Source organism: Clostridium culturomicium, assembly GCF_000821305.1.
In the GTDB taxonomy this organism is placed as follows: Bacteria; Bacillota; Clostridia; order Clostridiales; family Clostridiaceae; genus Clostridium_J; species Clostridium_J culturomicium.
Map to the genome: position 1 here is coordinate 1,638,827 of NZ_CCXK01000017.1, position 23,553 is coordinate 1,662,379.

General features: G+C 32.8%; 22 protein-coding genes, 1 tRNA gene and 3 pseudogenes. 2 read left to right on the forward strand and 24 right to left on the reverse strand.

All coding sequences use genetic code 11. The features are described 5' to 3' along the window. The first annotated feature begins 101 nt into the window (after nucleotides 1–101). On the forward strand, nucleotides 102–1,289 hold the full coding sequence (locus BN1075_RS20075; protein ID WP_040195074.1) for a tyrosine-type recombinase/integrase: 1,188 nt from the start codon (nucleotides 102–104) through the stop codon (nucleotides 1,287–1,289). A 131-nt stretch (nucleotides 1,290–1,420) separates the two neighbouring features. Here the strand turns inward: BN1075_RS20075 and BN1075_RS21825 are convergent. From BN1075_RS21825 to BN1075_RS20100, 6 genes and pseudogenes are all read right to left on the reverse strand, one after another. Further along, nucleotides 1,421–1,517, reverse strand: a tRNA-Sec gene (locus tag BN1075_RS21825). Between the two features lie 248 nt (nucleotides 1,518–1,765). Continuing rightward, nucleotides 1,766–3,673 carry a selenocysteine-specific translation elongation factor gene (gene selB, locus BN1075_RS20080; RefSeq protein WP_040195075.1) on the reverse strand — a complete coding sequence of 636 codons (1,908 nt, stop codon included), beginning with the start codon at nucleotides 3,671–3,673 and terminating at the stop codon, nucleotides 1,766–1,768. Between the two features lie 26 nt (nucleotides 3,674–3,699). Beyond that, nucleotides 3,700–4,677, reverse strand: a pseudogene (selA, locus tag BN1075_RS20085) (L-seryl-tRNA(Sec) selenium transferase); the annotation flags it as partial. Beyond that, on the reverse strand, nucleotides 4,640–5,332 hold the full coding sequence (gene selA, locus BN1075_RS20090) for an L-seryl-tRNA(Sec) selenium transferase (RefSeq protein WP_407637983.1): 693 nt from the start codon (nucleotides 5,330–5,332) through the stop codon (nucleotides 4,640–4,642). The gene selA (BN1075_RS20090) and the pseudogene selA (BN1075_RS20085), both read right to left, overlap by 38 nt. Nucleotides 5,333–5,368: 36 nt before the next feature. Next, nucleotides 5,369–6,397 carry a selenide, water dikinase SelD gene (gene selD, locus BN1075_RS20095; RefSeq protein ID WP_081911685.1) on the reverse strand — a complete coding sequence of 343 codons (1,029 nt, stop codon included), beginning with the start codon at nucleotides 6,395–6,397 and terminating at the stop codon, nucleotides 5,369–5,371. A 185-nt stretch (nucleotides 6,398–6,582) separates the two neighbouring features. Further along, the gene (locus BN1075_RS20100; RefSeq protein ID WP_040195077.1) at nucleotides 6,583–7,227 is read right to left on the reverse strand and encodes a helix-hairpin-helix domain-containing protein; all 645 of its coding nucleotides are present in this window, start codon (nucleotides 7,225–7,227) and stop codon (nucleotides 6,583–6,585) included. Between the two features lie 159 nt (nucleotides 7,228–7,386). Between BN1075_RS20100 and BN1075_RS20105 the strand changes: the two genes are divergently transcribed. Further along, nucleotides 7,387–8,703: a D-alanyl-D-alanine carboxypeptidase family protein gene (locus BN1075_RS20105; protein WP_040195078.1), complete on the forward strand. Its 1,317-nt coding sequence runs from the start codon at nucleotides 7,387–7,389 to the stop codon at nucleotides 8,701–8,703. Nucleotides 8,704–8,745: 42 nt separating this feature from the next. Here BN1075_RS20105 and BN1075_RS20110 read toward each other — a convergent pair whose 3' ends face one another. The 18 genes and pseudogenes from BN1075_RS20110 to minD form a co-directional block, all read right to left on the reverse strand. Further along, nucleotides 8,746–9,639 carry an RluA family pseudouridine synthase gene (locus tag BN1075_RS20110; protein ID WP_040195079.1) on the reverse strand — a complete coding sequence of 298 codons (894 nt, stop codon included), beginning with the start codon at nucleotides 9,637–9,639 and terminating at the stop codon, nucleotides 8,746–8,748. Between the two features lie 337 nt (nucleotides 9,640–9,976). Continuing rightward, nucleotides 9,977–10,357 carry a RidA family protein gene (locus tag BN1075_RS20115; protein ID WP_040195080.1) on the reverse strand — a complete coding sequence of 127 codons (381 nt, stop codon included), beginning with the start codon at nucleotides 10,355–10,357 and terminating at the stop codon, nucleotides 9,977–9,979. Nucleotides 10,358–10,415: 58 nt separating this feature from the next. Next, nucleotides 10,416–10,991 (reverse strand): bis(5'-nucleosyl)-tetraphosphatase (symmetrical) YqeK, encoded by a 576-nt coding sequence (gene yqeK, locus BN1075_RS20120; RefSeq protein ID WP_040195081.1) that lies wholly within the window; start codon nucleotides 10,989–10,991, stop codon nucleotides 10,416–10,418. Nucleotides 10,992–10,994: 3 nt separating this feature from the next. Continuing rightward, nucleotides 10,995–11,603, reverse strand: coding sequence for a nicotinate-nucleotide adenylyltransferase (gene nadD / locus BN1075_RS20125; protein WP_040195082.1), 609 nt, complete (start codon nucleotides 11,601–11,603; stop codon nucleotides 10,995–10,997). A 272-nt stretch (nucleotides 11,604–11,875) separates the two neighbouring features. Continuing rightward, nucleotides 11,876–12,160 (reverse strand): annotated as a pseudogene (locus BN1075_RS20130) (YhbY family RNA-binding protein); the annotation flags it as partial. A gap of 18 nt (nucleotides 12,161–12,178) precedes the next feature. Continuing rightward, the gene (obgE, locus tag BN1075_RS20135; RefSeq protein WP_040195083.1) at nucleotides 12,179–13,456 is read right to left on the reverse strand and encodes a GTPase ObgE; all 1,278 of its coding nucleotides are present in this window, start codon (nucleotides 13,454–13,456) and stop codon (nucleotides 12,179–12,181) included. A 231-nt stretch (nucleotides 13,457–13,687) separates the two neighbouring features. Continuing rightward, complete coding sequence (rpmA, locus tag BN1075_RS20140; protein ID WP_040195084.1) at nucleotides 13,688–13,990, reverse strand: 50S ribosomal protein L27; 303 nt, start codon at nucleotides 13,988–13,990, stop codon at nucleotides 13,688–13,690. Nucleotide 13,991: 1 nt separating this feature from the next. Continuing rightward, entirely contained in the window at nucleotides 13,992–14,339 is a 348-nt protein-coding gene (locus BN1075_RS20145) for a ribosomal-processing cysteine protease Prp (RefSeq protein ID WP_040195085.1), read from the reverse strand. A gap of 1 nt (nucleotide 14,340) precedes the next feature. After that, nucleotides 14,341–14,652 carry a 50S ribosomal protein L21 gene (gene rplU, locus BN1075_RS20150; protein WP_040195086.1) on the reverse strand — a complete coding sequence of 104 codons (312 nt, stop codon included), beginning with the start codon at nucleotides 14,650–14,652 and terminating at the stop codon, nucleotides 14,341–14,343. Between the two features lie 162 nt (nucleotides 14,653–14,814). Next, nucleotides 14,815–16,272, reverse strand: coding sequence for a ribonuclease E/G (locus tag BN1075_RS20155; protein ID WP_040195087.1), 1,458 nt, complete (start codon nucleotides 16,270–16,272; stop codon nucleotides 14,815–14,817). Between the two features lie 15 nt (nucleotides 16,273–16,287). Next, the gene (locus BN1075_RS20160; RefSeq protein WP_197072354.1) at nucleotides 16,288–16,989 is read right to left on the reverse strand and encodes a TIGR03936 family radical SAM-associated protein; all 702 of its coding nucleotides are present in this window, start codon (nucleotides 16,987–16,989) and stop codon (nucleotides 16,288–16,290) included. Further along, nucleotides 16,961–18,820, reverse strand: a pseudogene (locus BN1075_RS20165) (TIGR03960 family B12-binding radical SAM protein). Before BN1075_RS20165 ends, BN1075_RS20160 begins: the two are co-directional and overlap by 29 nt. Before the next feature lie 103 nt (nucleotides 18,821–18,923). Then, nucleotides 18,924–19,766, reverse strand: coding sequence for a site-2 protease family protein (locus tag BN1075_RS20170; protein ID WP_040195088.1), 843 nt, complete (start codon nucleotides 19,764–19,766; stop codon nucleotides 18,924–18,926). A gap of 20 nt (nucleotides 19,767–19,786) precedes the next feature. Then, on the reverse strand, nucleotides 19,787–20,521 hold the full coding sequence (locus tag BN1075_RS20175; protein ID WP_040195089.1) for a M23 family metallopeptidase: 735 nt from the start codon (nucleotides 20,519–20,521) through the stop codon (nucleotides 19,787–19,789). A gap of 365 nt (nucleotides 20,522–20,886) precedes the next feature. Beyond that, a complete protein-coding gene (gene mgsA / locus BN1075_RS20180) occupies nucleotides 20,887–21,255 on the reverse strand; it encodes a methylglyoxal synthase (RefSeq protein WP_040195090.1) in 369 nt (122 codons plus the stop codon). A 13-nt stretch (nucleotides 21,256–21,268) separates the two neighbouring features. Next, nucleotides 21,269–22,375 (reverse strand): rod shape-determining protein RodA, encoded by a 1,107-nt coding sequence (rodA, locus tag BN1075_RS20185; protein WP_040195091.1) that lies wholly within the window; start codon nucleotides 22,373–22,375, stop codon nucleotides 21,269–21,271. Between the two features lie 96 nt (nucleotides 22,376–22,471). Then, nucleotides 22,472–22,738 carry a cell division topological specificity factor MinE gene (gene minE / locus BN1075_RS20190; RefSeq protein ID WP_040195092.1) on the reverse strand — a complete coding sequence of 89 codons (267 nt, stop codon included), beginning with the start codon at nucleotides 22,736–22,738 and terminating at the stop codon, nucleotides 22,472–22,474. Between the two features lie 2 nt (nucleotides 22,739–22,740). Then, entirely contained in the window at nucleotides 22,741–23,550 is an 810-nt protein-coding gene (gene minD, locus BN1075_RS20195) for a septum site-determining protein MinD (protein WP_040195093.1), read from the reverse strand. Nucleotides 23,551–23,553 lie beyond the last annotated feature (3 nt).

Below are 23,553 nucleotides of genomic sequence, written 5' to 3' on the forward strand. Positions count from 1 at the left end.
TTATATTTTTGTATATTATATATATGCAAAGTTGTTTTTATAACTTTTTTTGGATATATATATGTGTTACAATATTTTCATAATATTGAAGGAGGTATTATATGGGTAGACAATCCAAAGGAAGTGGAACATGGCAAAAGGAAGTAAGGAAAGGAGGTAAAACATATTATAAGTACACCTGTGTGATAGGTAAGAATGAAAACGGTACTTCTAAGCGGAAAACATTCTGTGGCTATACTAAACAAGAATGTATTCAAAAATATAAAGACTTTACAGCAGAAGCATTAAATGAGTTTGATTATAGAGATAAAGAGATAACTGTTCAAGATTGGTTTTATCACTGGCTCTTTAACATTAAGGCTATAACAATTAAGCCTGACACCATTGAGCGATATGAGGGTATCTATAGAAAATATATCCGAAATTCATCTCTGGGAAGAATGAAGCTAATAGATGTACGTCAGCAAGATGTACTTGATTATTTTAAGGAGCTTACTATGATAGGATCTAGCGACAATAACAATATGGTTATTAAGAAAGCTTTAGCAACATCTGCTAATGAAGCTATCATCCAAGAATATTTGAACAGGAATTATTTCGCACTTACTAAGCTACCTAAACCAGTTCCAAAAGATAGAATAAAAGTATTCACAAAAAAGGAGCAGGAATTTCTTATACAATATGTAAGAGATACTAACCATCCTTTAAAAATGGTTATAATCTTCGACTTTGCTACTGGCCTCAGACAAGGTGAATTGCTAGCTCTAAAATGGAGCGATATAAACTTATCCCAAGGTAAGGTAGCCATCAATAAGACAATGCGAAAAGTAGCTCGGATTAATCCAAAGACATTGGCAAGAACTACCGAGAATATTATCCAAAATCCAAAGACTCCTACGTCTAAAGGAGAAGTATCTATTCCAAGTGAGGTTGTTAAGGAAATGAAACAATATAGAAAAGAGCAACTTGCTATGATTAAAAAGGACAAAAACATGAAGGATAACGGAATTGTATTCCCTAATTTTGAAGGTGAGTATTCTGACGCAAATTATCTGAATAAAAGATATGCAAAGTTATTAAAAGAAGCTGGACTTGAGCATAGAGGTTTTCATGCAATAAGACACTCATTTGCAACCAGACTCTATGAAGCTGGAGTTGATGATAGAACTATCCAAATGTTAATGCGACACAAAGATATATCTACCACAATGAATATTTATGTAAACATCTCGAAGGAACATCAATTTAATTCGGTGAATAAGTTAAACAACCTATTTTCAAAAAACTAGAAGCCACTCATGCAACTAATTTTTTTTTGCTACAAATAAGCAACCTATAAACAACCTAAGCACTCGAACAAAAGTTGTTTATATTCCTTAAAAACTAGTCATATCAATGGCTCCCAGTCCTATCAATCTTTTGGCGGGAATATGTGAGAATCGAACTCACCCGTCGTGGTCTTAGCACGGCAACTCGGTTTTGAAGACCGGCAGGCACACCAGCACCTATCTACTCCCATAAGTTAGAATCGAAAATCCACACTGAAAATTTATGAAATAATAATCACAAACTCATATGTGTGCATGTTTGATTCAATTATTTGTTATATTTATATTATAATATCCGATAACTGTAAAATCAAGTATTATATTTTATAATACTGAAATTTTTGTAGTTTTATATCATAAATTGCTAATTACAAAACGAAAGGAAGCCACCTTAGCTTCCCTCCATAATCTTTAATTTTTCATTCTCCATATTTCATCTAATAAAGAACTCTGTCATTCTCTACTCGCTTAGTTAACTTTATGCTATCAAAATGCTCTAAGATGGCAACAGCATACTTTCTATTAGTATCAAATACTTCCCTTGCTGAAGAAGCTGAAATAGATCCATTTTTATTTATATACTCAACAACAATAGTCTTGGCACCTTCATAGTCTGCTTTTAGAAGGGTACAATCTTCATTAAGTTTTATTAAATCACCTTGATCTAGTAAAAGGTCATAAACCATTTTAAAGGCTGTTTTATCCTTTTCTGAAGCTGCTAAATCCACATATTTAGGTGGAGCATATTTTAACCCTTTATACTCATTTTCAATTCGAGCCTTCATTCTTTCCTGATCTTTTGTAAGCACAACTTCAAAATCCTTAAGGGAAATAAACTTTTCACTTACTTTAATAGTTTTTCTTTCCTGTAAGATTGCTAAAAGCTCATCATAGCTTTTCTGCTTTAACTTCTTACCAAATATTTTATTTTTAGCTTCTTCCTTAAACATTCCAAACTTTAATGGATTCTTTTTATGGAATTCCTCAAGCAACTTTTTAAGTTCCTTTGCTCTATCCTTCAAGAACTCCTCGTGGATATAAATACAACTATCTAAACTTCCAAGTCTAATAATAACTCCATTATCCACTAGTTTTTGAAGTTCCTCCTGGAGGTTTTCCATATTCTTTCCTAAAGCCTTTAGAACTGCATTAGAGTCTGCATACTCTGAACTTAAAGCCTTAATTGTGTTTTCTAAAATATTTGTACTCTTACCGCTTTCTTTAACCTTCAGCTCTTCTATGTATTCTTTCGTTATTTTTTTAGATTTCTTTGCATTAGGCTCTATGATTATGCCTCCTGCTATGGTATTCATTGGTGAGTAGCTTCTAACTATGTATCTGTCATTCCTCTGTGCTGTAATAGGCTTCTCAAGTCTTATTTGTACATAAGCACTTTCACCAGGCTTAATCTCTTCACAATCTAGAGGAATAATCCTTCCTATAATCTCTTCAGTTCCATGGTAAAGGCGAACTCTTTGTCTTGGAACAATGGGCTTATCCATAGTTTTTATGTGATACAGCTTACAATCAATCATTGAAGAAGGTTCCATTATCCCCTCTCTTGCAATAACATTTCCTCTATCAATATCCGCTACCTTCACATTTGCAAGATTAATAGCGCAACGCTGACCAGCTTCTCCTATATCACAAGGTACATCGTGTACTCTGATTCCCCTAACCTTTGTAGTTATCTTTGAAGGATATATTTCTACATTATCCCCTGTTGAAACCCTTCCACTTATGATAGTTCCTGTTACAACAGTTCCAAAGCCACTAATAGAGAAAACTCTGTCAACTGGAAGTCTGAAGTGGCCTTCTGTGTCTTTTGCTTCTACTTCTTCTGTAAGTTTATCTATATCCTTTATTAATCCTTCAAATCCAGCTTTAGTTTTAGAAGAAACCTCATGAATTGGTGCTCCTTCTAAGAAGGTTCCCTTCATCTCTTCCTTGATATCCTCTTTTATCATTTCAAGCCAGTCTTCATCAACTAAATCAGTTTTAGTTAGCACAACTATACCCTTTTGTATTGATAAAAGTTTTAAAATTTCAAAATGCTCTCGAGTCTGAGGCATTATTCCTTCATCTGCAGCTATAACTAAAAGCACCACATCTATGCTGCTTATTCCCGCCAGCATGTTTTTAATAAACTTTTCATGACCAGGTACATCAATAATTCCTGCCCTTCTTCCTGATGGCAGGTCAAAATAAGTAAAACCTAAGTTTATTGAAATACCTCTAGATTTCTCTTCCTTTAAAGTATCTGTTTCTCTGCCTGTAAGAGCTTTTATTAAAGTAGTCTTACCGTGATCTATATGCCCTGCTGTTCCAATTATTATATGTTTCATACTTCAATCTCCTTCCAAACAGATACTTATTCTAGTACTTTTCTAAAGCACTCTACTATTTCATCAAAATCTCTTTTAAACAGAGTTCTTCCATCCAGCACTAGTTCATTATCATATACCCTTGCAACCAATGAGGTCTCACCTAATCTCAGCTTTTCTTCCATTGTCTCTGGTGAAAGCCTGTTATTTGAAACCTTTATAACATAAGTCGGTATCTTCTCCGTTGGCATGGAGCCTCCGCCAACCATAGATTCACCCTTATCAATTTTAAAGGTACAATCCTTTATTTTGCTTTGAAGCTTTCTTTTTAAAGTATTACATTTTTGCTTAACCTGTTCTGCTGGCATTAAAATCATATTTAAAGAAGGAATATTTTCTATAGCATCTTTCTCATCAATATAATATTTAAAGGTTCCTTCCAAAGCTGCAAGAGTCATTTTATCTACTCTTAAAGCCCTGGTTAATTGATTTTTTTTCATCTTATCGATAAACTTCTTCTTTCCGACGATTATACCCGCCTGTGGACCTCCAAGCATCTTATCTCCACTGAAGGTAACCACATCAACGCCCTTAGCAAGGCTTGCCTGCACTGTTGGTTCATAGGTAAAGCCGTACTTACTAAAGTCAACCAAAACTCCGCTTCCTATATCCTCAACCACCGGTATATTATGTTTTTCACCTAAGGCTACCATTTCTTCTAATGAAACCGCCTCTGTAAAACCCATAACTTTAAAATTAGAGGTATGAACCTTTAAAAATACTCCTGTTTCTTCTGTTATATTATTTTCATAATCATAAAGATGAGTTCTATTTGTAGTTCCAACTTCAACAAGCTTAGCGCCACTAAACTTCATAACATCAGGAATTCTAAAGGAACCTCCAATTTCAACAAGCTCTCCCCTTGAAACTATTACTTCCTTTTCCTTTGCAAGGGTATCTAAAACAAGCATTATGGCTGCTGCATTATTATTTACGACCATAGCAGCTTCTGCTCCTGTAATCCTNATTTTCATAATCATAAAGATGAGTTCTATTTGTAGTTCCAACTTCAACAAGCTTAGCGCCACTAAACTTCATAACATCAGGAATTCTAAAGGAACCTCCAATTTCAACAAGCTCTCCCCTTGAAACTATTACTTCCTTTTCCTTTGCAAGGGTATCTAAAACAAGCATTATGGCTGCTGCATTATTATTTACGACCATAGCAGCTTCTGCTCCTGTAATCCTTCTAATTATGTCCTCTATATGAGAATATCTAGATCCCCTTTTCCCCTTTGAAATCTCGTATTCTAAATTATTATAATTTACAGCTACCTCTATTACATTTTCAATAGCTCTTTCACTTAAAATTGAACGCCCTAGGTTCGTATGTATTACTGTTCCTGTTCCATTTATCACTCTTCTAAGGTGCATTTTACTTTTTTCCTTTAAAAGGTGACTTGAAAGGTCAATTACTCCTTCAGTTGTAATGGATGTTACGCTGCCCTTCAAAATACCATTTCTATAAAATTCAATACTCTCTCTTAAACTCTCTAGGACTAAGGTTCTTGAATTCTCTTCTAATAATTTTAAAATACTTTCATTCTTTAAAAGCTCATCAATTTTAGGCAATTTTCTTAAAAGCTCTTTATTCATTAAACTTCCCCCATGCTCAAACATTTATTTTAGTCATATAAATTTATGAATACAAAACTACTATTCAACTATTATTGGTACTCTACCTTCTTCTATAACTTCACCAATAATGCTTGATTTTAATTCTAATTCATTTAACTCTTTCATTAATTTCTCTGCTTCATCTTTTGGAAGTGAAATTAATAATCCTCCAGAAGTCTGTGGGTCAAAGAGAATATCCTCCAGCCACTGTGGAACTTCCTTAAGTTCATATTTTCCTTCAAGATATTTTTTATTATTATAGGTTCCAGCTGGTACTAACCCCATTTCTGCAAATTCTTTCGCACCTGCAATTACTGGTATACTATCCTTGAATAATCTTATTGTTATTTCTGAAGCACTAGCCATTTCATAACCATGCCCCATAATTCCAAAGCCTGTAACATCCGTACAAGCATTCACTGGATACTTGACTACTATTTCTCCTGCATACTTATTTAAAGTTGTCATTATCTTTACTGCTTCATCATAGGTTTCCTTTGAAGCAAACTCTGCCTTAATAGCAGTATTAATCACACCTGTACCAATAGGTTTTGTTAAAATTAACACATCCCCTGGTTTACAGCCATAATTTTTTAAAATTTTCTTTGGATGAACTAACCCCATAGCAGAAAGCCCAAACTTAGGTTCATCATCCTCCACACTATGTCCACCAATAACAACTGCACCTGACTCAATCACCTTATCTGCTCCACCCTTTAAAATTTCTCCAAGAACTTCTATTGGCAGACAATTAGGAAAACATACTATATTCATTGCCACTGTTGGCTTCCCGCCCATGGCATAAATATCACTTAAGGAATTTGCAGCAGCTATAGCTCCAAAGGTATATGGATCATCCACTACCGGTGTAAAGAAATCCAAGGTTTGAATGGTAGCTATATCTTCAGTAAGTTTATAAACAGCTGCATCATCCGCTGTTTCAATTCCTACTAATAAATTTTCATCATGCATTTTAGGCAATTTATCCAAAATCTTTGAAAGGGTCTCCGGCCCTATTTTAGCTGCTCATCCAGAGGTTTTTGAAAGTTCAGTAAGTCTTTTTATCATAATTATTACCTCCTATAAGTGAGACTCCAAATCTATGATTTAGGTAATGGAACTTACTCCTTAGAACATACACATAGGAGCTTAATTCATTTTTCTTCAAATCTTCGACTTGGCTAGTCATTGTTCACCTTCAATTACAATTTAATATTATAAAGGTGTATCCATATAAAATTTTATCCTAATACTTATTTTATGTCTACCATGTCTCTCAATTTCTCCACAGTCTTTGCCCCTATACCTGTTATATTTGAAAGTTCATCCACAGATTTAATGATCCCCACATTTTCTCTATAATCGATTATGCTTTGAGCCTTTACTTCTCCAATCCCTGGTAAAGTTTGAAGCTCTGAAGAAGATGCTTTATTTAAATTTATCTTTCCACTAGAGTTCTGCCCATCTTTAACTATTGCTGTCTCTGAAAAAATCTCACTTTCGTTCTCTACTTCTTCTCCAACACTATAAATCTTTATACAGTCTTCATCATTTAGTATTTGTGAAAACTTTATTCTATTTTCATCTGCCTCACTAGTTAAACCTCCAGCTGCATCTATTAAATCTCTAATTCTTGCCCCTTCCTCCAGTTCATACTCTCTAGGATTCTTAACTGCCCCTTTAATATCTGCAACAATTGTTTTATACTCTCTTTCTCCTTCACCTTCATTGTCAGAAGGCAACACCTCTAAAGCATTATTTTTATTACTCATATCCTTTGTAAACACTTCTTCAAACTCAATATTTTTATCCTTATTAGAAAAGTATCCAAATAAAAGAAATACTATACTTAGTACGAGTATAGTTACAGCTCCAACAATCTTTTCTTTTAATTTCATCTTTATACCCCCTCTATACTTTCTCAAAACTTTTTCAGCATTAAGTCACTTGAATTTTTTTGCTTCTACTATAAGTTTTACCAATTTCCAAATTTTATTATCGTAATTTGTTAATATTTTTGATATAATTATTTATCATATATTTATAGGGAGATTATTATGAAGAGACTTACGTTTATATTGCTTACACTTTTTACCTTTACCCTATTCGGTAACTATAGTGAAGTATTTGCAGCTTCAGAGCCACCATCAGTTACTGGACAAAGTGTAATCGTAATAGATGCCAATACTGGTGCAGTCGTATTGGGGAGAAATGAACATACACAGTATCCACCAGCTTCAACAACTAAGCTGATGACAATACTGTTAACTTTAGAAAATTGTAAAATGGATGAAGTTGTTACTGTAGGATCAATTCCACCATTTGTTGAAGGCTCAAAAATTTACATTCACGAAGGCGAAAAGATGACCGTGGAACAAATGCTATACGCTGTTATCATGGCTTCTGCCAATGATTGTGCTACAGCCTTAGCTGAACATATTTCTGGTTCTATTGAAGCCTTTGCTGAACTTATGAATAAAAGAGCCAAAGAACTTGGTGCTATGGATACGAACTTTGAAAACCCTCACGGTCTTTATGGTGAAACCCATAGATCTACAACTTATGATTTAGCTTTAATGGAGAAAGAATTGTTGAAATATCCAAAATATGTTGAAATTTCTCAAACAAAATCTTTACTCATGAACGTAACAAATAAATCTGAAGAACAACGACCTTTATGGAATGACAACAGACTTGTCCAAGACGGTGATTCAAAATATTATCCTTATGCAGTTGCTGGTAAAACTGGTTACACCGATGAATCAAAACATTCCTATGTTGCTTCAGCCAAAAAAGAGAATCAAGGTTTTGTAGTTGCAATTTTATATGACGAGCAAAAGGCTTATTATAATGAAGTGGAAGCTGTATTTGAATGGGCTTTTGAAAATTTCACTACCCAAAAGTTATTTTCTAAAGGAGATCAAATTGGAGTTTATACCACCTCTAACGGAACAAATATTCCTTTAATTATAGAGGATGATATCTACTATTCAAAAGATTTAACCTCTGATACCCAACCTAAGGTTGTTATTGATACAGATTCACTTTCCGGTAAGTACTTTAATGCTGGTGAACCTATAACTTCAGTTAATATAACATACAATAACCAAACCTATACAGCTAAAGTCAGTAGTACAATAAATTATGAAGAAAAAACTTTACCTGTATTTGGTGATACGGTTACCACTGAAAAAAATACTATTGATTATATAAAATTAATTAAAATTATCGTGGGTTCAATAATCGGTATCTTGATTCTTTTCTTAATTTTAATCCTTATTATTCGAAGAATTAACTTAAAGAAAAGAAAAAGAAAAAACATGTATGTATCAACTTATAAATCTAAAGGTAAAAAAACTTATAAAAATTATTAATAAAAACACGGTATTCAAACTGAATACCGTGTTTTTTTTCACTTATTTTAGCTTTTCAGTTAATTTTTTCATATCTTCTGGCATTTCACATTGAAATTCCAGTATCTCTCCGCTTCGTGGATGTGGAAGTTTTAATCTAAAGGCATGCAGTGCTTGACGGTTAATTAGCTCTTCATCATTAAATTCACTATATAGGGATTCACCATATATAGGATGCCCCTCATAGCTTAAATGGACTCTTATTTGATGAGTTCTGCCTGTTTCTAAAATCAGCTGTACTAAGGCTGAGTCTTTATATTCTTCTATCACTTTAAAATGAGTAATACTTCTTTGTCCATCTTCCAAAACAGCTCTTTTAATAGTTTCATTCGTTGGTCTCCCTATTGGTCTATCAATAGTTCCTTCCTTATCTCTTAAGTGACCATGAATAATTGCTAAGTAAGATTTTTCAATCAAATCCTGCTCCATAGATTTTGCTAAGCTCATATGTGAAAATTGATTTTTAGCAATCATTATCAGGCCCGATGTATCCCTATCCAGCCTGCTTACGAGTCTTACAATAGAATTATCATTATTCTCTCTAAAGTGATAAATAACTCCATTTGCTAAGGTTCCTGTTGGATGACTCTTAGTTGGATGCACTACCATAAATGGAGGTTTATTTACAATAAGAAGATCGTCATCCTCATATACAACCTGAATATTTAGGTTTTCTCCCTGTATATCTTGATTTTCTTCCTTTGTCACCTTAACCTGAATTTCATCACCTTCAGAAAGCCTATAGCTTAATCTAACCTCTTTGCCATTTACCATAAGTCTCTGCCCCATGGCTGAATTTCTAATAAATCTTCCTGAAAGGTTTAATTCATCCTTCATATAATCTCTTATCTTAACGTTATTTCCTACCTTCGTTACTGTGTATCTTACAATGCTCATCTATATACCCTCTTTATCTTTTATATGAAAAATAAAGGATAAAAATTTAATGTTGAAATTCCTTTAGATTTTATTTATATAGGTAACAAATCTTTAATTGAGCTATCTCAAACTTATGTGATAACCTAAATCTTTGATTTAGTCACTCGAACTTACTCTTCGAGCACTCCTTCGAATAAATATGAAAAGGAGTTCCTTATTTTTATTATATTAATTTCATAATAATTTCATAGGAATTCTTCCCTCAATCTTTTATCTTTCATCTTTAATTTTTCATTTTAAAATATTTTAAATAGTAATAATTAAAAAATAAGCCTCCATATAAGGAGGCTTATTTTTATTCTACGATTGCAATAACTTCAATTTCTATTAAAGCATCCTTTGGTAATTTAGCTGGCTGTACGCATGATCTTGCAGGTGGATTTGAAGTGAAATATGTTGCATACACTTCATTCATTGCTGCGAAATCATTCATATCTTTAATAAATACAAGGGTCTTAACTACTTTATCCATCGTTGTTCCAGCTTCTTCTAAAATAGCTTTAACATTATCTAGACATACTGTTGTAGCTCTTTTAATGTCATCAGTTACAAGTTCACCAGCTTCATTTATTGGTAATTGTCCAGAAGTGTATAAAAGATTTCCAACTTTTACGCCTTGGGAATATGGTCCTAAAGCAGCTGGTGCTTTTTCAGTACTTACAATAGTTTTATTCATATTATCGCCCCCATAAAAAAATATATATGAAGCCAAAGCTAAACTTCAGCATCAATTACTAATTTCTTCTATTCCCCAATAAAAGGTAGTTCCTAGCTTTTATTGTATCGATATGAATTATTGAACCTCTCGCAATAATATACAGTATTGTATCTTCAAAAGATTTTATGAGTGCTTTATCCAAGTCATTATACGCTAACTCTCTAAGCTCATTAACTCCTTTGAAAGATCTCGCTGGTTCAATACAATCTGCTATATAAACTATCTTTTCTAAGGTACTCATATTTTCCCTGCCTGTAGTATGATACTTTATTGCATTTAATATGTCCTCATCATTAATATGAAATAATTCCTTTGCTATATAGGCTCCAACTATGCCATGTAAAAGCTGTGGTGATTTATAGTATACACTTGATATAACTTCACCACTTACCTTTGCTTTACTTATTAAGTCACTGGCAGAAAAATTTTTAGCACAGTCATGACATAGCCCTGCAATTCTCGCCTTAGCTGGATCAACTCCATATCGAACTGCTAATTCCTCACTAGTTTTCATTACACCTAATGTATGATTATATCTATCTACTGTGAGATGTACCTTTATATACTCTTTTATCTTATTTTCATGCCACATACGTTACACCTTATCCCTATATAAATTATATTTGTTAATCATCCTTTCCACTTTATATGGTAACAAATAATTAACCACTTTATGCTGCGCTATTTTTTCTTTAATGGTGGTAGATGAAATATCTAGTAGAGGCATTTGCAGAAAAATAATATTTGTATTATACTCTGCTTCAAGTCTTGCCTTCATCTCCAGCACATTTTTCTCTAAAAACCCACTTCTAGAGAACACAACTAAAGTGCAGTTATCTAATATAATATCTATATTCATCCAAGTCTTTAATGCCATCAGGCTATCTACACCAACAAGAAAAAACCACTCCGTATCTGGTTCTATTTTGTTAAAATGAATTAAAGTATTATACGTATAACTTAATCCTTTATTTTTAATTTCATAATCACTTACAGAAAACCTTTCTTCTCCCTCTATAGCTTTTAAGACCATTTCATATCTTATTTTTCCACCGGTAACCCTCTTATTACTCTTATGTGGAGGCTGACCAGCAGGCATAAATATAATCTCATCTATTTCTAAGTTATATAGTGCTTCATATGCAATATGAATATGCCCGTTATGTATAGGGTCAAAGGTTCCCCCAAAAATTACTTTTTTCATGTTATTACCTCTTTTACCATAATACCATAATCTAAAGTATTTTACCAACCATAACTTAGATAGAAAATCTTCAATAAGGCACTTTTAGAGGAAGTTAAAAACCCCCTCTAAAAATTAACTTTTTATCTATTTCTTCCTTTGCTGCCTCTGCTACTGCTTTGTTTGCTTCTGTATTCGCTTCTTCTTTGCTCTTTTCTAGCTTCACTTTTACGTATTGCTATTTGTTTCTTTGATTCCTTTGGTTTTTCTGGACCGCCAACTCTAAGATTTTCTAAATCTATCTTAGGATTTTTAGTTGATTTACGGTATAAAACTAACTTACCACCAATTGCTTGAATTCCCTCACAGCCAAGTTCTTCACATAAGATGTCTGAAGCTTCTCTAGCTGTAATTCCGCTGTTGTTTAAAGTTTTAATTTTAATTAACTCTCTTTTTTCTAAAGCTCCATCAACCTGCTTTATAAAATTCTCCTCTATACCATCTTTACCAACCTGGAATATAGGATCTATCTGGTTTGATAAGCCTCTTAAAAAACTTCTTTGTTTTGTTGTTATCATAATTTATATTGCTCCTCACTATAGTAGGAATTCGAATTCGAAGTCATTTAATCTAACAACATCTCCATCTTCAATTCCCATTTCCTTTAATTCATCGATTATACCTTTATTTCTTAATACCTTATGGAAGTATCTTAATGAATCTGGATCATTTACATTAACACTTGTAAGTAATCTGTCAACGAAGGTACCAGTAATTTCAAATATACCTTCTTCAACTTCATTAATTTCATAAGTAAATCTCTTCTCTTCTGGTATAAATTTATCTTCATCTGCTATTTCTAAATCAGTTATTGGAATAGTACTTAACATCTCTGCAGCAGCCTTCATTAAATCATCTACGCCTTCATTTGTTGCAGCAGAAATTTTGTATATCTTATCATATCCCATTGCATTTAATTCTTTCTTGAAGTTTTCAAATACTTCTTCATCAAAAAGCATATCTGATTTGTTTGCAGCTATGATTTGTGGTCTATCCCATAATTTTATGCTGTATTTTTTAAGTTCTTCATTGATTCTCTTGAAATCTTCAATTGGATCTCTTCCTTCGATTCCTGATATATCTACCACATGGATAAGCATTCTTGTTCTTTCTATATGTCTTAAGAACTCAAGACCTAATCCAACTCCTTCAGCAGCTCCCTCGATAATTCCTGGTATATCAGCTATAACGAAAGGTTGTATTCCTGGTACTGCAACCACACCTAAGTTTGGCTTAATAGTTGTGAAGTGGTAGTTTGCTATCTTTGGTCTTGCTTTTGAAACCATAGATAAAAGTGTAGACTTTCCTACGTTAGGGAATCCTAAAAGACCAACGTCAGCTAAAAGCTTAAGCTCAAGCTTAATAAATCTTTCTTCACCAGGCATTCCTGGTTCTGCAAAGTGTGGTGCCTGTCTTGTAGGTGTACAGAATTTAGCATTACCCTTTCCACCCTTTCCGCCTTTACAAACCACATATGTATCCCCAGCATGTGCTAAGTCACACATAACCTTGTCTGTTTCAAAATCTTTAACAATGGTTCCCATTGGAACCTTAATTATTACATCTTCTCCAGCTCTTCCATAACACTTAGAACCTTCGCCTTTACCTCCATCTGGAGCTACGAACTTACGGTGATATGAAAAGTCTAAAAGTGTTGTCATGTTAGTATCAACAACTAATATAACACTTCCACCATTTCCACCATCTCCACCATCTGGACCTCCAAGGGGAGCAAATTTTTCTCTTCTAAAGTGAATTGAGCCATTACCACCATTACCTGATTTAACAAATATTTTCGCCTTATCTATAAACATAATCTATTTCACTCTCCTACCTAAAACATCCTTTGATATTTTTAGCTTATTATTAATACTCTTATAACTTTTAAACAAAGTTACAAGAATATCTTCTTCTTTTAAGTTTCACTTATCTATAATAGTATGTACTAAATCATCTCAATTGAAACACCATTTTTACTAAGGATGTTTTTTTATATCATAGCCTTACTATGACATAAAAAAGCACCCTTATGGGTGCTTTTAAAACTATTCGGCTATTGCAACTTCTACATCAACTGGGTAAACAGAAGCTTTCTTCTTGTCTCTACCCATTCTTTCAAATCTTACAATTCCATCAACCTTAGCGAAAAGAGTGTCGTCTCCACCGATACCTACGTTAGTACCTGGATGAATTTTTGTTCCTCTTTGTCTTACAAGGATGTTTCCTGCAAGTACAAATTGTCCGTCTGCACGTTTAACACCTAATCTCTTAGATTCACTATCTCTACCGTTCTTTGAGCTACCTACTCCTTTTTTATGAGCACATAACTGAAGGTTTATTAGTAACATATCACTGCACCTCCTCTACTATAACTTTGATATATTTTCCGTAGCTAATTTCTAAATTTTTCAATCCTAACAACATAGTTTCTAGTAAAACCTGAGCTTTATCTATATTCTCCGATGAAAGGTCTTTTAAATCTAGTCTGATGTTGCCTTCTTCGGCTACATAGCTAGGGTTCAGCTTCAGCACTTCTAACGTTCCTAAGATTGTTACCTGTGCTAAGTTGGATACACATCCACAAACAACGTCATCATAAATAACTGTTTTTTCTTTATGATCATAATATTCTGCGTGCCCATCCACATGGAATGAAATCAGTTTATTATTTGACTTTTGAAATTTAACAGTAATCATATTATGCTTCGATCTTCTCAATTACTATTTTAGTAAATGGTTGTCTATGACCTTGCTTCTTTCTGTAGTCTTTCTTTGGCTTGTATTTGAAAACTATAACTTTCTTAGCTTTTCCTTGTGCTACAACTTTAGCAACAACTTTAGCTCCTTCAACTACAGGCTTTCCAACTACTAAACCATCTTCTTTTCCAACTGCTAGAACTTTATCAAATTCTATAGTTGAGTCAACCTCAGCTTCAAGTTTTTCAACGAAAAGAACGTCTCCCTCTTGAACTCTGTATTGCTTTCCTCCAGTAAGTAAAACTGCGTACATTAAAATACACCTCCTCAATCCAGTCTCGCCATCCCAGGTAAGCTCTAAACAAACTAAAACAGCTTATTTAAAACTATTTTTAAAACCTTACGTGTGCGGTCTACAAATGACATTTTAACACATGACAAGCTCAATGTAAAGGAACTTATCATATTTTTTTCTTTATATTCTCATCAAATTCGATGAGAATATTTGTAAATTTTTAAAATTTTCAAGCTGACTATGGAATATAATTGGTTCCACCTTAAAGTTATAATTATGCTCTTCAAACTTTACGTAAAGATCACAGTCAGTAGCTCCAAGTTTTATAGCAAAGCTCAAAACATCTTCTTTCACTTCCTTTTCATAGATGCTAGGAAGTTCTATATATATATTCTTGACCTGTTGCTCCTTCAATATTCTTTCAATTTTACCCTTTATGATGCTGGATAAATAATTCAAAGCTACCTTTTCTCCACTGCCATGGCATACTTTACATTCCTCAAATACAAAATCACAAATTGATTTACCGTATTTTTTTCTAGTTATCTGAACTAAATTTAATTCTGTAAATGGATATACTTTAGGGTTATGCTTATCATCAAAGAATTCTTTTCTTAAGATATCCATGATCTGTTTTTTCTCTTCTGCAGATTTCATATCAACGAAGTCTACCAGGATGATTCCCCCTAGATTTCTAAGTCTTATCTGCTTAACAACTTCAACTGCTGCCTCTTTGTTGGTAATTAAAACAGCACCTTCATCCTTAGTAAGTTTTATATTTTTTGCAGTATTTACATCTACCACTGTCATGGCCTCTGTTTTTTCAACAACAATATTTCCTCCACTAGGAAGGTTTATTTTGTTGTGTCTTAAGGTTAAAATTTCCTTTTCAATTCCATAATAATCAAAAATCGAAAGTGGCTCCTGATAAAATGCTATATGAACATTATCCAGCTTCTTCTCACTGATAATTTTCTTAAAATAATTGAAGTCTTCTTCATCATCGACAATTATTTCTGCTCCACCTTCAGTGTAATTTCTAATTATTCTGCTGAGAATTCCATTATCCTTGTAAAGAGGTCCTACTTTAGCTGAATATATAAATTCTCTATGTATTTCTTCATACTTGGTTATCAACTCTTCAACTTCACTTTTAATGATTTGAAAGTCAACACCTTCAGCTTTTGTTCTTATTACAATTCCGATATTCTCAGGTTTTGATATTTGAGATTCTACTAAAAACTTAAATTCATCACTTAAAATCTTCTTAGATATTTGAAGTTCAGTGTGCTCCTTCGTTAAAACTACATAAGTTCCTGGAAGAGATATATTAGGACTTACCTTTGGCCCCTTTTTCCCAATATCCTCCTTGATGATTTCTACCATGACCTCTTGACCTTTTTTAAGACCATTATCCTTTTTCTTGCCTTCTAAAGCCATATATCCATTCTTTTCGAAACCAATATCCACAAAGGCACACTTCATAGCAGGAACAATGTTCTTAACCACACCCTTATAGATTTCTCCAACTTTAGGGCTAAAGGTTTCCTCTTCAACAAAGCACTCTCTAAGAATATCATTTTTCTTAATTGCTACCTTTAGTAATGATTGCTGTCTTTCAATAACAATCTTTTTCACTAAAACCACTCCTCGCTATGCAGTAAAGAATTCATTTAGTGGAACAAATTTTTCATCCTTCAAAGCGTACATTTCTAGTCTTTTAATATCAACAAACGCATCCTTGTTAATCCCTTTAACGTGTTCCTTTATAAAATCACTTAAAAGACCTGCACTTAAGTTTTCTCTGCTTCCACAGCTTAGAAGAGCCTCAACAACTAATCTGCCATCTTCCATATAGTTTTTTAATTCTTTAACTAAAGGCTTTATGTCAACTTCTTTTTCACCTGATTTAGTTTTCTTAAGAATTTCCCACTGTTTAAGTTCTAAAAGAGTATTGAAATCTACTGTTTCTCCCTCATTTAACTTAAACTTTATAATATACTTAGCTCCATCTATAATAGCCATACCTTGTGGAATCTTTCTTTCATCCTTCTTTATAACCTTAGTTACAGAAAGGAACTTAACTCCTCCTACAGTATTTTCATTTAAAGCTGATAAAATCTCATTCTCATCCATATCCACCGTTAAAACAGCATCTAAATATTCACCTGATGAATAAACCCCAACAGATAAAGGCTGGGCTATGGATAAACTCATATGTGGGTTAAACCCTCTTGAATATTCGATTGGAAGCTTTGATCTTCTTATTACTCTTTGAATTGTTCTCATTAAATCTAAGTGAGATACAAATTTTAGCTCACTTTCCTTAGTGTATTTTATTAAGTATCGCACCATGGAAACACTCTCCTTCCTTAAAGCTGGCATTAATTCCGCATCCTGTACATTTTTCTCTACAGTCTGGAGTTAAAATCAGCTCCTTAGCTTTTTCATTCTCGCTTATTAAGTATCTTTTGCTAACTCCTATATCTATGAAGTCCCATGGAAGTATTTCATCGTAGCTTCTTTCTCTGTAAGCATAGAAATCTCCATCAACATTGCATTCTTCTAAAGCTTCCTGCCAAGTTTCATAGTTGAAATACTCATTCCATCCATCGAATCTAGCACCTTTTTCAAAGGCTTTAATTAAAACGTCACAAAGTCTTCTGTCTCCTCTAGCAAATACAGCCTCTAAATAGCTTAGTGGCGATTCGTGCCAGTTATAGTTGATAGCTTTGCTTTTTATAGAATTTCTTAAAGCAGAAATCTTCTCTTTAACTTCTGGCATTTGATTCATCGGAGCCCATTGGAATGGAGTAAATGGTTTTGGTACTAATATTGATGTACTTACAGTAACTCTTAAGCCCCTTTTTCTTATGTGCTTAGGAACATTGAAATATTCATCTACAACCTTCTGAGCTAAATCAGCTATACCAACAACATCTTCCGTAGTCTCGTATGGAAGTCCTATTACAAAGTATAATTTTATTGTTGACCATCCTGATTCAAAAGCACTTCTAGTAGCAACAAGTAAATCCTCTTCAGTTACACCTTTATTTATAACATCTCTCATTCTTTGAGTTCCAGCCTCTGGTGCAAAAGTTAAGCCTGTTTTTCTTACCTTTTGGATTTCCTTAATTAAATCTACAGAGAAAGAGTCAATTCTTAAAGATGGTATAGAAACTCCAACCTTCTCTTCACCATACTTCTCAATTAAATTCATGATTAAGTTTTGAATGTTAGAATAGTCACAGATACTTAAAGAACTTAAAGATATTTCTTCATATCCAGTGTTCTTAAGAAGCACATCTATTTCCTCCATAAGTCTTTCTGTAGTCTTTTCTCTAACCGGTCTGTATATCATACCTGCCTGACAGAATCTACAACCTCTTGTACAACCTCTTGTAGTTTCAATAACTATTCTGTCATGGATTATTTCTGTATAAGGAACTATAAATTTATCTGGGAACTTGTTCGCATCAAAATCTATAAGAATTCTTTTCTTAACTGATTTTGGCACATCATCAAACTTAGGAGTCATGGCCTTAATAGTTCCATCCTCATTATAAGTTACATCATAAAGCGATGGTACATATACTCCTTGTATTTTTGAAATAGCTCTTAAGTATTCAGCCTTTGGCTTACCCTTCATAGCTTTATATACATCTAATATCTCATTAGTTACTTCTTATCCTTCTCCAAGAACAAAAGCGTCAGCAATATCATATAGTGGTTCTGGATTATAAGCACATGGTCCACCCATCATTACTATTGGATACTCTTCTCCTCTTTCTGAAGCTCTAAGAGGGATATCACACATATCTAACATGTTTAATATATTTGTATAACTCATCTCATATTGAAGAGTAAAACCTAATATGTCAAACTCTTTAAGAGAATCCTTTGTTTCAAGAGTTCCTAGAGGAATATTATTTTCTCTAAGTGCCTTCTCCATATCTGGCCATGGTGCAAAACATCTTTCACAGTAAGTATCTTCTCTTTCATTCATTACATAATATAATATTTTTGTTCCAAGGTGAGACATTGCAACTTCATACACGTCTGGGAAACAAAAAGCATATCTAATATCAACACTGTTTTTATCTTTGTTGTAGGAGTTAATCTCTCCCCCTATATATCTAGCTGGTTTTTCAACCTTACATAGAATATCATCTGAAATTTTATTCATTGTGAATCCTCCTTAAGTTAATTCAATAAATCATTTTATCATATGCAAATAATATTTCAAGTTTTCAACCTATTTTTACCAAAACCTTAGAATATTACCCCTTTCAACGACTTGCAAAAATCTCTTTCACAGAAATGTTACCCAAATCCTTTAAAGCATTAATAATTTCCTCTTCATACAGAATTCCAATTACATTCATATTGTCATCGAGCACAATAAATTCATTATACTTGTTTTTATCTACTAATTCTATAAGCTGCAAGAGATTTAACTTATAATATACAGAAACACTTCTGTTTTCAAGATATCCCCTACGTATCAGTTTCTCCTTCTTCTTAACAATATATCCCATAATAATATAAGCTATCCTCCTTTTTTCCTTATAGGAAACCCCTAAAATAAATACACAGAAAAATAGCAAGTCAATATTAATACTATTCATAAAAAGTGTGACTAAAAAAAACACACCAAATATATAGCCTATACAAATACTTATATTTAGTGCAATCTTGTTGGCTTTTTTATATATAATTTTTAAGTTTAATAGAGCTCTTAGTATTCTCCCTCCATCTAAAGGAAAAGCAGGTATTAAGTTAAACATACCTATGACCAAGTTATAATTCCTAAAATGATACATCCACTCATATCCCCAAAATTTATTAAAAAAATAAAATGCCAAAGCTATTATAAAATTTCCTAAAGGTCCGCTAAGCGAAATAATAATATCATCCCTAGGAGATGCCTCATCTAAATCCTTTAGTGTAAGACTTGTCCCAATAGGTATAATATCAATAGAAAAGCCAGAATAGCCTAAGATTCTGGCTGTCATCAGATGAATAAGTTCATGAATAAATACTATAAGGAATCCAATAAAAAGCTGCCGTTTAAAACTTACCATCCATATTAAAATTATATATGGTATCAAATATCTACTTATTCTAATCAATGTATCCTCCTAAGACATTGCTAAAGGGTTTCATTTAAATTAAAACAACTTGAAGGATTCAATTTATCCCCCATATAGAGTATTTCTATGGAGACATCCCCCTCTGACCCTGCTTTGGCTTTCCCTATAACATCATTAGCATTCAAAGTCATTCCTTCTACAGCATTTATCTCATCCATACCACTATAGATCATTTCTATGCCTTCTCCATAATTAACAGTAACTGTCCCATCTTTTACAGCCTTGACTTTACCTTCATAGGAAGCCCGTATATCTGTTCCAGCTGCTGTTTTAATTAATAATCTATTATCTTCAACCTGAAAACTGCTGCCACTATCAGCTGCAACCGGATTAATATAATTTTCACTAATAAATCCTTCCTTTTTCTCATTAAAATTAAAAACTGATTTAACTTCACTAAACACCGAAGCTACTTCCTCCTTAGAAAACTCTTCTATATTGATACCTTTTCCCATATAATCTAATCCTAAAGCATAGGCTTTACCTAAATCGGTTGTAGGATAAGCTCTATACAATATCAGTCCTCCAAATAACATTAAGGTTATGACACATTGTCCAATAAAAATATTAGTATAACCTTTTCCAAATACATTTAAAAATATAGGGAATACAACAGAACCTTTATTACGACTTTCCCCATTACCATTATACCCTTTAGGAACATATGCATTAGACGCCTTTTGCTGTCCCATATTAGCATAATATTTCTTATAATAATCATTATACATGCCCATGATACAACCTCCTTAATTTACCCTTACTAATCTATGTATATTAAGATTTATGGTCTTTATGAGATTTTTTTGATTTTAAAAAGTATTATTTTATTGGAATTTTTATTTGAGTTTAGAATGGAAGTAATGAATGCTGATTAACTTATTAAAAATTTCTAGTCAACCTATTTAACTTGCAACTACTTACTATAAATATGTGAATTTTTATTTGAAATTTAAAGATTCAATAGATTTAACAAATTGTTTTCATAAAATATACGAAACTTTATCCTTAAAAGCTTCTTATAAGTTAATAAAATTTATATTATTGCTTAAAAATTTTCTCAATAAAAAAAAGAACTCAAAAGAGTTCTCTTTTATTTAAGTTATCTATCTCCAAGAGCCTTCATAAAGACTTCTGCAGTACCTAAGTTAGTTGCAAGTGGAATATGGTGTACATCTGATAATCTTATAAGAGCAGTTACATCTGGTTCATGTGGCTGCGCTGTTAAAGGATCCCTAAGAAAGATTATCATATCCATTTTTCCTTCTGCAAGCTTTGCTCCAATTTGCTGATCTCCACCAAGTGGCCCTGATAAAAATCTATAAACCTCTAAACCAACTATTTCATTCAAAAGTTTTCCAGTAGTTCCTGTCGCATATAGCTGATGATTTTTCAAAACTTCTTTATATCTTTTTGCAAAATCAATCATATCATCTTTCTTTTTATCATGAGCAACTAATGCTATTCTCATTAAAATCACACTCCTAAAAATTTATTTTTTTCTTTCTCATACCTATGTTTAATGCTATTCCCAAGGAAATAAAGTTAGTTAACATAGAACTTCCACCATAACTTACGAAAGGTAGTGTTATACCTGATATAGGCATAAGGCCTATGGTCATTCCAATATTTTGTATTATAGAAAATAATATTGATCCAACAATTCCAATTACTATTATTCTTCCGGCAATATCTCTTGAGTTTTTAGCTATTTGTATAAGCTTATATATAAGCATGCCATATAAAAACATTAGAAAAACTGCTCCTAAAAGTCCCCATTCTTCACCAATTACAGAAAATATAAAGTCCGTGTGATTTTCTGGTACAAATTTATATTGCTTACCATTCATAAATCCAAGACCAAATATCCCTCCAGCCCCAATAGCAATCTTCGACTGAATAAGCTGTAGTCCTTCGTTTTGAGCATATTTTTCAGGGTTTACTACTGCCAAAAATCTTAGCTTCCAATAAGGTTTCATTATTGGCGAATTCCATATTACAACAACCGCAGCTACCAAGGAGCCTAATCCACCAACAATGACCTTCCAATTCAGTCCCGCTATAACCATTATTCCAAGCATAATGAAGAAGGAAACCATTGTAAGACCCATATCTGGCTGTATTAGTATTAAAATTACTGGAATTATTGCATATCCAACAATCTTGAAGAAAGTTTTAAGATTATTTACATCTCCTTCAGCCTCTTCAATTATCTTTGCCACCATAAGAATCATTCCTATTTTAGCAAATTCTCCAGGCTGAATAGCTCTATTTCCTATTTGAATCCATGCATTAGCACCATTAACTGCACCACCCAAAAACTGATTTACAATAAGAAGGAGGACTCCTGCCCAATAAACTAATGGTGTAAATCTAAGAATATCAGCATAATCTATAGTCAAAATGAAATAAACTGCAACTAAACTTATAATCAGCCATGCAAACTGAAGTCTTGCATAACTCATGCCTATTGCAGAATAAATATTTAAAATACCAAATAGAACGATCACTACTACTACGGCTATTATACTAAAATCAATATTTTTTACTAATTTTTCATTTATCTTGAAATTCTTTAAAAATTTTATCATAATCAATTCCTCCATACCTTTTCCTATTATATCATATGAAGCAAAAAAAGCTATGAAAATCATAGCCTTAAATTGTATGTCAATGTTACTTTTTTGTTACCTCTTAACCTTTTTTATAGGTATACTTGCAACTAATGCTGGTGAACTACCTTCATACTCATCATTAGTTGTAAATCTCAATTCAATTTCTCCACGCTCAACTTCAGCGTAATTAGAAACAACCTTTAAAAGTTCGGCTTTAACATTCTCCAGAAAATCAGGAGATACAGTAGCTCTATCATGAACTAGAATTAATTTCAGTCTATCTGCGGCTACTTCCTTAGAGGTACTACCTTTTGGTGGAAATATTTTGAATAAACCCATTTTTAATTCTTACCTCCTCCAAATAACTTTTTAATCGCTCCCAAAAATCCTTTTTGTCCATATATTTCATCAAAATCTAAAAAAGGAACTTCTTCACCCACTATTCTTCTTGCAATATTTTTATATGCCTGCCCAGCATAAGCACTGCTGTCTAATACTATAGGTTCTCCTTTATTTGTTGAAATTGTTACCTTCTTATCATCTGGTACAACTCCCATTAATTTAATTGCTAAACAATCTTTAATATCTTCTATAGAAAGCATGTCACCTCTTTTAGACATTTCAAAATTCATTCTGTTAACTATGAGTTCTTGTCTTTCTATTCCCTTTGCATCTAACTTTCCTATAACTCTGTCAGCGTCTCTAACTGAAGTTATTTCTGGATTAACAACAACTAAAGCCCAATCAGCACCAACAATTGCATTTTCAAATCCTTGCTCAATTCCAGCAGGACAATCTAAAATTACATAATCAAATTCCTGCTTAAGCTCTGTAACCACTCTTAACATTTCACTTATGTCCACATCATTTTTATCTCTTGTTTGAGCAGTCGGAAGCAGAAATAAATTTGTAAATCTTTTATCTTTTATTAATGCCTGCTTTAATCTACACTTTTCTTCTATTACATCTAATAAAGTAAATACGACTCTATTTTCTAATCCCATTAGTACATCAAGATTTCTTAACCCTGTATCTCCATCTATTACAACAACTTTTTTATCCATTGCCGCTAATGCAGTTCCTATATTAGCCGTAGTTGTAGTCTTTCCTACTCCGCCTTTACCTGATGTTATAACTATAGCTTCTCCCATTAA

Excerpts from the sequence above, each read along its gene's own strand:
- BN1075_RS20145 (WP_040195085.1), bottom strand. The coding sequence starts at position 14,339 with ATGATTACTGTTAAATTTCAAAAGTCAAATAATAAACTGATTTCATTC.
- selB (WP_040195075.1), bottom strand. The coding sequence starts at position 3,673 with ATGAAACATATAATAATTGGAACAGCAGGGCATATAGATCACGGTAAG.
- BN1075_RS20100 (WP_040195077.1), bottom strand. The coding sequence starts at position 7,227 with ATGAAATTAAAAGAAAAGATTGTTGGAGCTGTAACTATACTCGTACTA.
- BN1075_RS20075 (WP_040195074.1), top strand. The coding sequence starts at position 102 with ATGGGTAGACAATCCAAAGGAAGTGGAACATGGCAAAAGGAAGTAAGG.
- BN1075_RS20175 (WP_040195089.1), bottom strand. The coding sequence starts at position 20,521 with ATGGGCATGTATAATGATTATTATAAGAAATATTATGCTAATATGGGA.
- minD (WP_040195093.1), bottom strand. The coding sequence starts at position 23,550 with ATGGGAGAAGCTATAGTTATAACATCAGGTAAAGGCGGAGTAGGAAAG.
- rplU (WP_040195086.1), bottom strand. The coding sequence starts at position 14,652 with ATGTACGCAGTTTTACTTACTGGAGGAAAGCAATACAGAGTTCAAGAG.
- BN1075_RS20115 (WP_040195080.1), bottom strand. The coding sequence starts at position 10,357 with ATGAATAAAACTATTGTAAGTACTGAAAAAGCACCAGCTGCTTTAGGA.
- mgsA (WP_040195090.1), bottom strand. The coding sequence starts at position 21,255 with ATGAGAATAGCATTAGTTGCTCATGATAAAAAGAAAGATGATATGATT.
- BN1075_RS20110 (WP_040195079.1), bottom strand. The coding sequence starts at position 9,639 with ATGAGCATTGTAAGATACACAGTAACGAAGGTAGGAAATAACGTTAAG.
- rpmA (WP_040195084.1), bottom strand. The coding sequence starts at position 13,990 with ATGTTACTAATAAACCTTCAGTTATGTGCTCATAAAAAAGGAGTAGGT.
- BN1075_RS20160 (WP_197072354.1), bottom strand. The coding sequence starts at position 16,989 with ATGGTGCGATACTTAATAAAATACACTAAGGAAAGTGAGCTAAAATTT.
- obgE (WP_040195083.1), bottom strand. The coding sequence starts at position 13,456 with ATGTTTATAGATAAGGCGAAAATATTTGTTAAATCAGGTAATGGTGGT.
- rodA (WP_040195091.1), bottom strand. The coding sequence starts at position 22,375 with ATGATAAAATTTTTAAAGAATTTCAAGATAAATGAAAAATTAGTAAAA.
- nadD (WP_040195082.1), bottom strand. The coding sequence starts at position 11,603 with ATGAAAAAAGTAATTTTTGGGGGAACCTTTGACCCTATACATAACGGG.
- BN1075_RS20105 (WP_040195078.1), top strand. The coding sequence starts at position 7,387 with ATGAAGAGACTTACGTTTATATTGCTTACACTTTTTACCTTTACCCTA.
- yqeK (WP_040195081.1), bottom strand. The coding sequence starts at position 10,991 with ATGTGGCATGAAAATAAGATAAAAGAGTATATAAAGGTACATCTCACA.
- minE (WP_040195092.1), bottom strand. The coding sequence starts at position 22,738 with ATGGGTTTATTCAAAATATTTCCACCAAAAGGTAGTACCTCTAAGGAA.